Origin of the sequence: Pseudomonas sp. MF6394 (assembly GCF_002018845.1) — a bacterium.
Lineage (GTDB): Bacteria > Pseudomonadota > Gammaproteobacteria > Pseudomonadales > Pseudomonadaceae > Aquipseudomonas > Aquipseudomonas lactis.
Genome location: NZ_MVOJ01000013.1, coordinates 165,498 through 176,292, shown reverse-complemented (window position 1 = coordinate 176,292; position 10,795 = coordinate 165,498). Strand labels below are relative to the sequence as shown.

The window sequence follows — 10,795 nt, the reverse complement described above, 5'->3', positions numbered from 1 at the left end:
GCTCTTGATCTTGATCTTAGGCGCCCCGTTAAACCACGCTGGCCGGAATTCGACAGGGATTTGGGGGGTAAACCGGCAGGGATGCCGGTTTAGCCGCCCCGCGCCATGGATGGCGCGTGGCGGCGGCCCCCCAAATCACTGGCGGATTACGGGCACACCGAGCCTAGGCGAGGTGCCGAGTGGTGGGGCAAGAGCGTTTTGCTTACTTTTGCGCTGTTCAAAAGTGAGCCGCCGTCAGGGCGGAACCCTAAGTAGCCGTTACCGCAGCAATGGATATGCCCACAATCCAACTGTGTTGACTGCCAGGCCGCCTTCGCGAGCAAGCCCGCTCCCACAGTTGGATGTGTATGGAGCTCATGAGCAATCAGTAATCGTCACCCTGTTCAGTGACATCGCGTTCCACCGGTCCCGCATCCGGGTCGTAGCCCACCGGGAACTTGCCCTTCAATGTCCAGGCAAATGCAATGATTTCGGCAATGGTGCGGTACAGCTCTTGCGGAATGCTGTCGCCCAGTTCCATACGCGCCAGCAGTTTCACCAGCTCGGGGTTTTCATAGATGGGGACTTCGTTTTCCCGTGCCAATTTGAGGATGGCTTCGGCCAGGGCGTCGTCGCCTTTGGCCGTCAGGGTGGGGGCCTGTTGCCCGTCGTACTTGAGGGCGATGGCTTGGCGGGGTGGGGCGGCGTTTTTCATGCGGTTTCATCCACCCAGCGTTGCTCCAGTCCGGTTTTTTGCCCGCGTGGCGGGGTGCCCAGGTGGCAATCCAGGTCGCCGACGTTGAGCCCGGATGACACCAGGCGCTCGCGCAGGCTGCCCAAGTGGCTTTCGATCAGGCTGGCGGTGAACGGGCGGCTGGCCCACAGCTGGCTGGACAGTTTGCCTTGGGACAGCTGCGCCTGAACTTGCAACGGCCCCAGTGGCTCCATGTCGAAGGCCAGTTCGACGCGCCAGAGCATTTGCTTAGGGTCTTTTTTATCTTTGCGCTCGGTCTGGTCCTTGTCTGGCGCGGGCTCCTCGCGTTGAAACTTGACCTGCAACGGCACGATGTCTTGCAGAGTGCGCAGGGGGATTTCCAACTGCCAGGTCGTTTGCAGGCGGCCGTCGGCGGTGGTGCCGGTCTGTTCCAGGCTCGACAGTTGATGGCTCTGCAAGCGCGAGATTGCCGCAGCGGCCAGGCGCAGCAGGTTTTCCAGGTCGCCTTCACCTTCCAGTTTTGCCATCAGCCTTTCGGGCAGCGGGAAGCCGGCGGGGATCTGGCGGGCGCCGACCTGGCCGAGGGTGTTCAACGGGCTGCGCACAAAGTGTGGCAACACCTGGGCCAGGGTATTGGCGGCGAGGATCGCATTCAGGTTGGTGCTGGCGGGCAGGGCGGGCAGCAGGTCTGCGACCAGGCGCAACAGCGCGCCTTTCATGTCCAGCGGTGGGATTTGCGGGTTCTGGCCGGCAAGCAATTTGGCTTCCAGAAAGGCGCCGCTGTTCTGCACCACCTGGGCCAGCACCTTGGGGTTGCTGACCTGTGCCAGATCGGGCAAGGCCGCCAATAATCGCTCGGCGGCGGCCCGCAGCTCGGCCGATGTGCTGTCGCCACGGGGCAGGTTTTGCAAGGCGGTAAACACCGCGTCCAGCGAGCCTTGGCGACTTTGCTGAGTGGCGAGTTGTTGCGCCACGGCCAGTTGGTCTTTCAAACCGCTCAGCGGTACGAAGTTCAGGGTTTGCGCGTTCTGCACCACGGCACTGAGCAAGCTGCCCACCCTCAGCGGCTGAGGGCTTTCCAACGCCAGGGTGGCACCGGCCAGGGCGTTATTGAGCACGCTCACCAGCGAGCGATAGATTGCCGGTTGCGCCGTGCCCTGGGGCAGCATCTGCGTGGTCAGCACCTTGGCTTGCAGCAGCGTGCCCACCGGCATTTGCGTGGTGTCGAGGCGTGTGAAGGCGGCCACGTTGGCGCTCATGGCTTGCTGCAAGGTGATGGCCAGATTGCCCGCAGGCGTCTGGCTCACCGCCACATTGCTGCCCAGGGGCAAGGGCTGGGCACTGCTGGCCTGCACCAGGGTCTGGCGACCGCCTTCGAGGGTCAACTTGAGCAGCAGTTGAAAGGCCTCGCCGCCTTGTTTAAGCGCGATGACCTCGGCGTTCACGGTTTTCCCCGGGCCGATCAACCCGGCCTGCGGTTCCAGCAGCGTGAGCAGCCCGCCGGCAGCCGGCAGCGGCGCGGGTCCGGGGGCTGAGGTGGGCGGCAGTGGAGGAAGGTTGATCTCACCGGTCATCGTGCGCGTGGTCTCTGGGGAAATTGCCCTCTTTAGAGTAGGGCATCGCATGTATAATGCCGCCCGTCTGTAAAGAGAGCGGTAAAAACCTCACAACTATTTGATCCAGCTCTCTAAAATCGGTCGCCAAAGCCGTTATTGTGCATCTCTCTATAACGGCCGCTGCACCGCCGACTTGAACCGTAAAGGCCCGCGATCTTTTGACCAGCCCTCTTCTTGAAGCCGTAGCGCTTGCCTGTGAACGCGACCTGCGCCTGCTGTTCGAGCAACTCGACCTGCGGCTTTCGAGTGGCGACATGGTGCAAGTCAGTGGCCCCAATGGCAGCGGCAAGACCAGCCTGCTGCGCCTGCTGGCCGGGCTGATGCAGCCCACGGCCGGCGTGGTGCGTCTCAACGGCAAGCCGTTGAACGAACAACGTAGCGAACTGGCGCGCAACCTGATCTGGATCGGCCACGCCGCCGGCATCAAGGACGTACTCACCGCTGAAGAAAACCTCAGTTGGCTCAGCGCCCTGCATCATCCTGCTTCCCGTGAAGCCATCTGGCAGGCCCTGGCCGCGGTAGGCCTCAAGGGCTTTGAAGACGTTCCCTGCCATACCCTGTCCGCCGGCCAGCAGCGCCGTGTGGCCCTGGCCCGCTTGTACTTGCCCGGCCCGCCACTGTGGATTCTCGACGAACCTTTCACGGCCCTCGACAAACAAGGCGTGGCTCAACTCGAAGCGCACCTGGCCCAGCACTGCGAACAAGGCGGCCTGGTGGTGCTCACCACCCACCACACCTTGGCGCGCATGCCTGTCGGCTACCGTGAGCTGGACCTGGGGCGGTGGTCGCTATGAGTGTGTTCGCCTTGTTGGTGGCCCGCGAGGCACGGCTGTTGTGCCGCCGCCCCGCCGAACTGGCCAACCCGCTGGTGTTCTTTGCCATCGTGATCGCGCTGTTTCCGCTGGCGGTCGGCCCGGAGACTAAACTGTTGCAAACCTTGTCGCCAGGACTGGTATGGGTCGCCGCGCTTTTATCGGTCCTGCTCTCGCTGGACGGGCTGTTTCGCAGTGATTTCGAAGACGGTTCCCTGGAACAGTGGGTCCTTTCGTCGCACCCTTTGCCACTTCTGGTACTGGCCAAGGTGCTGGCACACTGGGCTTTTTCCGGCTTGGCGCTAGTCTTGCTCTCGCCACTGCTTGCCATGATGCTCGGGTTGCCCGTTGAATGCCTGCCGGTGCTACTCCTGTCCTTGTTACTCGGCACGCCGGTGCTCAGCCTGTTGGGGGCGGTGGGCGCAGCGTTGACGGTCGGCTTGAAGCGTGGCGGGCTGTTGCTGGCCCTGTTGATTCTGCCTTTGTATATCCCGGTGTTGATCCTGGGCAGTGGCGCGTTGCAAGCCGCGCTCATGGGCATGCCGGCGACCGGTTACCTCTTGTGGCTTGGCAGCCTGACCGCCCTGGCGGTAACCCTGACACCTTTTGCTATAGCCGCCGGCCTGAAAATCAGCGTCGGTGAATAATGAGGTCTGACCCGGCGTTAACGACGCGGAGTCAGTAAAGACCCTGAGCTTTTCGCCACGACGAAAAGCACCGTGATGGAAACAGCAATGAACTGGACCTGGTTTCACAAGCTCGGCTCGCCCAAATGGTTTTATGGCATCAGTGGCAAGCTGCTGCCGTGGTTGAGTATCGCCGCCATCCTGCTGATCGGCATCGGCCTGGTCTGGGGCCTGGCCTTTGCGCCGCCGGACTATCAGCAAGGCAACAGCTTTCGCATCATCTATATCCACGTGCCTGCCGCGATGCTGGCCCAGTCCTGCTATGTGATGCTGGCGGTGTGCGGCATCGTCGGCCTGGTCTGGAAGATGAAGCTGGCCGATGTGGCCCTGCAATGCGCCGCGCCCATCGGTGCGTGGATGACCGCCGTGGCGCTGGTGACCGGTGCAATCTGGGGCAAGCCGACCTGGGGTTCGTGGTGGGTGTGGGATGCGCGCCTGACCTCGATGCTGATCCTGCTGTTCCTGTATTTCGGCCTGATCGCCTTGGGCAACGCCATCAGCAACCGCGACAGCGCCGCCAAGGCCTGCGCGGTGCTGGCGATTGTCGGCGTGATCAACATCCCGATCATCAAGTACTCGGTGGAGTGGTGGAACACCCTGCACCAGGGCGCCACCTTCACCCTCACCGAAAAACCGGCGATGCCCGTGGAAATGTGGGCGCCGTTGCTGCTGATGGTGCTGGGTTTCTACTGTTTCTTCGGTGCCGTATTGCTGCTGCGCATGCGCCTTGAAGTGCTCAAGCGTGAAGCCCGTACCAGTTGGGTCAAAGCCGAAGTGCAAAACTGCCTGGGAGCACGCGGATGAGTTTTGCTTCTTTCAGTGATTTTCTCGCCATGGGCCACCACGGCCTGTATGTCTGGACGGCCTATGGCATCTGCCTGGCGGTACTGGCCCTCAACGTCGCCGCGCCGATCCTGGCCCGCAAGCGTTACCTGCAACAAGAGGCGCGACGTCTGCGCCGGGAGACCGAAAAGTGAATCCGCTGCCTAGAAAGCGTCTGTTGATCATCCTTGCCATCCTGGCCGGCGTCGGCATTGCCGTGACCCTGGCCCTGAGCGCCCTGCAGCAGAACATCAACCTGTTCTACACGCCCACCCAGATCGCCAATGGCGAAGCGCCGGTCGATACGCGCATCCGCGCCGGCGGCATGGTGGAGCAGGGCTCGTTGAAGCGTTCCGGCGATTCGTTGGACGTGACCTTCGTGGTCACCGACTTCAACAAGGCCGTGACCATCACTTATCGCGGCATCCTCCCGGACCTGTTCCGCGAAGGCCAGGGCATTGTCGCCCTGGGCAAGCTCAACGCCGACGGCGTGGTAGTGGCTGACGAAGTGTTGGCCAAGCACGATGAAAAATACATGCCGCCCGAGGTCACCAAAGCCTTGAAAGACAGCGGCCAAACCGCGCCCGCCGCCCCAGCCAAGGAGGGCTAAGCCATGACGTCCGCACTGTTTATTCCTGAGTTGGGCCAGTTGGCGATGATCCTCGCGCTGTGCTTTGCGGTGGTCCAGGCCGTGGTGCCCTTGCTGGGTGCCTGGCGCGGCGATCGCCTGTGGATGAGCCTGGCGCAGCCGGCCGCCTGGGGCCAGTTCGCTTTCTTGCTGTTCGCCTTTGGTTGCCTGACCTACGCCTTCATGACCGACGATTTTTCCGTCGCCTACGTCGCCAACAACTCCAACAGCGCCTTGCCCTGGTACTACAAGTTCAGCGCCGTGTGGGGCGCCCACGAAGGTTCATTGCTGCTGTGGGCCTTGATCCTCGGCGGCTGGACCTTCGCCGTCTCGGTGTTCTCGCGCCAATTGCCGCAAGTGATGCTGGCGCGGGTGCTGGCGGTGATGGGCATGATCAGCATCGGTTTCCTGCTGTTTTTGATCATGACCTCCAACCCGTTCACCCGCATCCTGCCGCAGATCCCGGTGGACGGTCACGACCTCAACCCGTTGCTGCAGGATATCGGCCTGATCGTGCACCCGCCGATGCTCTACATGGGCTATGTGGGCTTTTCCGTGGCCTTCGCGTTCGCCATCGCCGCGTTGCTCGGCGGGCGTCTCGACGCCGCCTGGGCGCGCTGGTCACGGCCATGGACCATCGTCGCCTGGGCCTTCCTCGGTATCGGTATCACCCTGGGCTCTTGGTGGGCCTACTACGAACTCGGCTGGGGCGGCTGGTGGTTCTGGGACCCGGTGGAAAACGCCTCCTTCATGCCGTGGCTGGTGGGCACCGCGCTGATTCACTCCCTGGCCGTTACCGAAAAACGTGGCGTGTTCAAGAGCTGGACGGTACTGCTCGCCATCGCGGCGTTTTCCCTCAGCCTGCTCGGTACCTTCCTGGTGCGCTCGGGCGTGCTGACCTCGGTGCATGCGTTTGCCTCGGACCCCGAGCGCGGCGTGTTCATCCTGATCTTCCTGCTGTTTGTCGTCGGCGGTTCGCTCACCCTGTTTGCCCTGCGCGCGCCGGTGGTCAAGAGCCAGGTCGGTTTCAACCTGTGGTCGCGGGAAACCTTGTTGCTGGGCAATAACCTGGTGCTGGTGGTGGCCGCGTCGATGATCCTGCTCGGCACCCTCTACCCGCTGGTGTTGGATGCCCTCAGCGGCGCCAAGTTGTCCGTGGGGCCGCCGTACTTCAATGCGTTGTTCATCCCGCTGATGGGCCTGTTGATGGTGGTGATGGCGGTTGGCGTGCTGGTGCGCTGGAAAGACACCCCGGTGAAATGGCTGGCAGGCATGCTGATGCCGGTGCTGCTCGGCAGCGTGGCCCTGGCGGTGATCGCCGGGTTTGCCTACGGCGACTTCAATTGGGCGGTACTCGCCACGTTCCTGCTGGCGGCCTGGGTGTTGCTGGCGGGCGCGCGGGATATCGTCGACAAGACGCGCCACAAGGGTTTGCTCAAGGGCCTGCCCACCCTGACCCGCAGCTACTGGGGCATGCAGATCGCCCACATTGGTATCGCGGTATGCGCCCTTGGGGTGGTGCTGTCCAGCCAGAACAGCGCCGAGCGCGACCTGCGCCTGGCGCCGGGCGAGTCCATGGACCTGGCCGGTTACCACTTCATCTTCGAAGGTGCCAAGCACTTCGAAGGGCCGAACTTCACCTCCGACAAAGGTACTGTGCGCGTGGTGCGCAATGGCAAGGAAATCGCCGTGCTGCACCCGGAAAAACGCCTGTACACCGTGCAGAGTTCGATGATGACCGAGGCTGGCATCGACGCCGGTTTCACCCGTGACCTGTATGTGGCCCTCGGTGAACCCCTGGGCGACGGCGCCTGGGCCGTGCGCGTGCATGTCAAACCCTTCGTGCGCTGGATCTGGTTCGGCGGGTTGCTCACCGGGTTCGGCGGGTTGCTCGCGGCGCTGGACCGTCGCTATCGGGTCAAGGTCAAGAGCCGGGTGCGTGAAGCGCTGGGCCTATCGGGAGCTGCGGTATGAAGCGTTGGTTGATGGTTGTGCCGCTGGCGTTGTTTTTGCTGGTGGCGGTGTTTTTGTATCGCGGGTTGTACCTGGACCCGGCCGAGCTGCCTTCGGCGATGATCGGCAAGCCGTTCCCCGCCTTCAACCTGCCAACGGTGCAGGGTGACAAGACCCTCACCCAGGCCGACTTGCAGGGCAAGCCGGCGCTGGTCAACGTGTGGGCCACCTGGTGCATCTCTTGCCGCGTCGAACACCCGGTGTTGAACAAACTGGCCGAGAAAGGCGTGGTGATCTACGGCATCAACTACAAGGACGACAATGCGGCGGCCTTGAAGTGGCTGGCGGAATTTCATAACCCGTACCAGTTGGATATCCGCGACGAAGACGGCAACCTGGGGTTGAACCTCGGCGTGTACGGCGCGCCGGAAACCTTCTTCATCGACGCCAAAGGTGTGATCCGCGACAAGTACGTCGGCGTGATCGACGAAACCGTGTGGCGCGAGCAACTGGCCGCCAAGTACCAGGCCCTGGTCGATGAGGCCAAGCCATGAAGCGTTGGTTGACCGCAGCTGTTTTAGCCCTGGGCCTGGCTGGTGTGGCCCACGCCGCCATCGACACCTATGAATTTGCCAACGACGCCGAGCGCGAGCGTTTTCGCGACCTGACCAAGGAACTGCGCTGCCCCAAATGCCAGAACCAGGACATCGCCGACTCCAACGCCCCGATCGCCACCGACTTGCGCCGAGAGATTTTCCGCATGCTGGGGGAGGGCAAGGACGACCAGCAGATCATCGACTTCATGGTCGACCGCTACGGTGACTTCGTGCGCTACAAACCGGCGCTCACCGGCAAGACTGCGCTGCTGTGGTTCGGCCCGGCCGGGCTGTTGCTGGCTGGCGTGGTGGTGATGGCCGTGATCGTGCGCCGTCGCCGCGTCGCACCGATTGATGGCGCCGATGCGCTGTCCCCTGAAGAGCGCAAACGCCTCGACCAATTGCTGGACACCAAGACTGATGATTGATTTCTGGCTCGCAGCCGGTTTGCTGCTACTGATTGCCCTGAGTTTCCTGTTGATCCCTGTGTTGCGTGGCCGTCGTGCCCAGCGCGAAGAGGATCGCACCGCGTTGAACGTGGCGCTGTACCAGGAACGCGTCGCTGAGCTGCAAGCGCAGCAGGACGAAGGTGTGTTGAATACCGCGCAACTCGACACGGGCCGCGCCGAAGCGGCCCGTGAGTTGCTGGCCGACACCGAAGGCGTGGAAAAACCCCGTGAATCGCGGTTGGGCAAACCACTGCCGTTTTTGGCGGCGTTTCTGGTGCCTGTGCTGGGCGTTGCGCTGTACCTGCATTATGGCGCGAGCGACAAGGTCGAACTGACCCGAGAGTTTTCCCAGCCACCGGTGTCCATGGCCGACATGACCCGCCGTCTGGAACGTGCCGCCGCTGCACAACCGGATTCGGCAGAAGGTTTGTACTTCCTCGGTCGCGCCTATATGGCCCAGGACCGTGCCGCCGATGCCGCCAAAGTCTTTGAACGTACGGTTGCATTGGCCGGGCGCCAACCGGAACTGCTCGGCCAATGGGCCCAGGCGCAGTACTTTGCCGACAACAAACAATGGTCGCCAAAGGTTCAGGCGCTGACCGACGAAGCCTTGAAGCTCGACCCCACGGAAGTCACCAGTCTCGGCCTGCTGGGTATCGCCGCCTTTGAGGGCCAGCGTTATCAGGAAGCCATCGACTACTGGAACCGCCTGCTCGCGCAATTGCCGCCAGAGGACAACTCCCGCGTCGCCTTGCAAGGCGGGATTGATCGCGCGGCAGAGAAGCTCAAGGAGAGCGGTGGCAGCGTCGTACAGGCGCCCAAGGCGCTGCTGAAAGTGCGTGTGGACCTATCCGCCGAGGTCAAAGCCAAGGCCCTGCCAGGCGACAGCGTGTTCATCTTCGCCCGCGCCGTTAACGGCCCGCCGGCGCCCTTGGCGGCCAAGCGTGTGACCGTCGACGCATTGCCCGTTACCGTCGAACTGGGCGATGCCGACGCGATGATGCCGCAGTTGAAACTGTCCAACTTCCCCGAAGTCCAACTGGTTGCGCGCATATCCCGGGCCGGCCAACCGACCACTGGCGAATGGATCGGCCGCAGCCAACCGTTGGCCAGCAGCACCACTGCGCTGCAGCAATTGACCATCGACACTCCGGACCAGTAATTCTGAGGACACACCCATGACCGCATTTGCACGCATCACCCTGCTCAGCCTGGTACTCGGCCTGAGCGCCTGTGCGGTCCACCGCCCACCTGCGGCGCCGACCGGCCCGACTATTCCACCGTCGGGCCCCTCGACCCAGCCGAACACCAAACCTTCGGGCCCTGTGACGCCGCCGCCAAAGCCCCTGCCAAGCAAATCGCCGACCTTCGCCCCACCGCCGGGCGCCGCCAGCCACTGGGACGGCAAGATGCAGGTGTACGTGCTGGACGATCAGCCTGACACCTTCTACCGCCAGCGCACCTACTACCGCTGGAGCAACGGCTGGAGCCGCTCCATCAGCCCCAATGGGCCATGGGAAGAAACCAACGTGCAAGGCGTGCCGCCGGGGTTGAGCAAGCAGTACGCGCAATGACAAAAGGCGACCGTGTTAGGGTCGCCTTTTTTATGTTCGATTTGAAAGGCTAACAACGGTGGGGGCTGCCTGCGATGACGGCCTGCCAGCCGACACCTATCCACCTGACACCCCACAATCCAAACTGTGGGAGCGGGCTTGCTCGCGAAGGCGGCCTGACAGTCAACACAGTTGGATTGTGTTCATATCCATTGCTGCGGTAACGGCTACTTAGGGTTCCGCCTGACGGCGGGTCACTTTGGAAAAGAGCCCCAAAGTAACCAAAGGGCTCTTGCCCCACCACTCGGCACCTCGCTTGGGCTCGGTGTGCCCGTAATCCGCCAGTGATTTGGGGGGCCGCCGCCACGCGCCATCCATGGCGCGGGGCGGCTAAACCGGCATCCCTGCCGGTTTACCCCCCAAATCCCTGTCGAATTCCGGCCAGCGTGGTTTGACGGGGCGCCTAACATCAAGATCAAAAGCAGATCAAGATCAAGAGCGACTCGCTTCGCATCGTAGTTACCGCTGGTCGCTACCCTGTTGGGTAAATAATTCCACGCAAGCCAACCTCCTTAGCGATCAAGCCACGGGACACTCTCGGTTCAGCACCTCATCCACTAACAACTGCGCAATCTCAATCATCTGTACCACCGCCAGCACCTGCTTGCGGCCTGATCCGTCCAGATGTTCTGCACAGTCGTACGCACACACAGTCGCCGATTCCAGCATTTCGCTGGCGTTGCTCAGGGCAGCTTCGGTGCTGAGACCTGGACGGACAGTGAAGATGAGATTGGGTGGGGTGTGTGGGGTGTCATCCGAGGGATATGGCGGGGGATTTGGGGTGACTTTTTTCATGCAGTAAATCTCCATTCAGTTGGAGCTCACCATCTCCGCGACCAAGCAGAAGGGTGGCGAGCTGTACGCAGGTTGGTCGACCAGGGAATGGAAACCCGGCAGGGCCCGAAGCCCTCCCACGCACAGCTCGC

13 protein-coding genes are annotated in these 10,795 nt (G+C 62.5%); 10 read left to right on the top strand and 3 right to left on the bottom strand.

All coding sequences use genetic code 11. The features are described from left to right. Window positions 1–364 precede the first annotated feature (364 nt). Both MF6394_RS15920 and fliK read right to left on the bottom strand, forming a co-directional pair. Window positions 365–694 (bottom strand): EscU/YscU/HrcU family type III secretion system export apparatus switch protein, encoded by a 330-nt coding sequence (locus MF6394_RS15920; protein WP_044267490.1) that lies wholly within the window; start codon window positions 692–694, stop codon window positions 365–367. Continuing rightward, the gene (gene fliK / locus MF6394_RS15915; RefSeq protein WP_078467025.1) at window positions 691–2,268 is read right to left on the bottom strand and encodes a flagellar hook-length control protein FliK; all 1,578 of its coding nucleotides are present in this window, start codon (window positions 2,266–2,268) and stop codon (window positions 691–693) included. The genes MF6394_RS15920 and fliK overlap by 4 nt, the downstream gene beginning before the upstream one ends. A 200-nt stretch (window positions 2,269–2,468) precedes the next feature. On the opposite strand from fliK, the gene ccmA reads away from it, so the two are divergent. The 10 genes from ccmA (at window position 2,469) to MF6394_RS15865 (ending at window position 9,830) form a co-directional block, all read left to right on the top strand. Continuing rightward, window positions 2,469–3,104 (top strand): cytochrome c biogenesis heme-transporting ATPase CcmA, encoded by a 636-nt coding sequence (gene ccmA / locus MF6394_RS15910; protein ID WP_078467024.1) that lies wholly within the window; start codon window positions 2,469–2,471, stop codon window positions 3,102–3,104. Continuing rightward, complete coding sequence (gene ccmB, locus MF6394_RS15905) at window positions 3,101–3,769, top strand: heme exporter protein CcmB (protein WP_003189951.1); 669 nt, start codon at window positions 3,101–3,103, stop codon at window positions 3,767–3,769. The genes ccmA and ccmB overlap by 4 nt, the downstream gene beginning before the upstream one ends. Window positions 3,770–3,856: 87 nt before the next feature. Beyond that, window positions 3,857–4,612: a heme ABC transporter permease gene (locus MF6394_RS15900; protein WP_003189953.1), complete on the top strand. Its 756-nt coding sequence runs from the start codon at window positions 3,857–3,859 to the stop codon at window positions 4,610–4,612. Further along, window positions 4,609–4,785, top strand: coding sequence for a heme exporter protein CcmD (gene ccmD / locus MF6394_RS15895; RefSeq protein ID WP_003172771.1), 177 nt, complete (start codon window positions 4,609–4,611; stop codon window positions 4,783–4,785). The genes MF6394_RS15900 and ccmD overlap by 4 nt, the downstream gene beginning before the upstream one ends. Continuing rightward, entirely contained in the window at window positions 4,782–5,240 is a 459-nt protein-coding gene (gene ccmE, locus MF6394_RS15890; RefSeq protein WP_078467023.1) for a cytochrome c maturation protein CcmE, read from the top strand. The genes ccmD and ccmE overlap by 4 nt, the downstream gene beginning before the upstream one ends. A gap of 3 nt (window positions 5,241–5,243) precedes the next feature. Continuing rightward, the gene (locus MF6394_RS15885; protein WP_032892675.1) at window positions 5,244–7,232 is read left to right on the top strand and encodes a heme lyase CcmF/NrfE family subunit; all 1,989 of its coding nucleotides are present in this window, start codon (window positions 5,244–5,246) and stop codon (window positions 7,230–7,232) included. Then, window positions 7,229–7,765 carry a DsbE family thiol:disulfide interchange protein gene (locus MF6394_RS15880; RefSeq protein WP_032892673.1) on the top strand — a complete coding sequence of 179 codons (537 nt, stop codon included), beginning with the start codon at window positions 7,229–7,231 and terminating at the stop codon, window positions 7,763–7,765. The genes MF6394_RS15885 and MF6394_RS15880 overlap by 4 nt, the downstream gene beginning before the upstream one ends. Beyond that, window positions 7,762–8,235, top strand: a complete 474-nt coding sequence (locus tag MF6394_RS15875; RefSeq protein ID WP_003189960.1) for a cytochrome c-type biogenesis protein — start codon at window positions 7,762–7,764, stop codon at window positions 8,233–8,235. Before MF6394_RS15880 ends, MF6394_RS15875 begins: the two co-directional genes overlap by 4 nt. Continuing rightward, complete coding sequence (ccmI, locus tag MF6394_RS15870; protein ID WP_078467022.1) at window positions 8,228–9,418, top strand: c-type cytochrome biogenesis protein CcmI; 1,191 nt, start codon at window positions 8,228–8,230, stop codon at window positions 9,416–9,418. The genes MF6394_RS15875 and ccmI overlap by 8 nt, the downstream gene beginning before the upstream one ends. Before the next feature lie 16 nt (window positions 9,419–9,434). Continuing rightward, on the top strand, window positions 9,435–9,830 hold the full coding sequence (locus MF6394_RS15865) for a hypothetical protein (RefSeq protein ID WP_032892669.1): 396 nt from the start codon (window positions 9,435–9,437) through the stop codon (window positions 9,828–9,830). 558 nt (window positions 9,831–10,388) lie between these two features. Here MF6394_RS15865 and MF6394_RS15855 read toward each other — a convergent pair. Further along, window positions 10,389–10,664: a DUF6124 family protein gene (locus tag MF6394_RS15855; RefSeq protein WP_044273098.1), complete on the bottom strand. Its 276-nt coding sequence runs from the start codon at window positions 10,662–10,664 to the stop codon at window positions 10,389–10,391. Window positions 10,665–10,795: the final 131 nt, after the last annotated feature.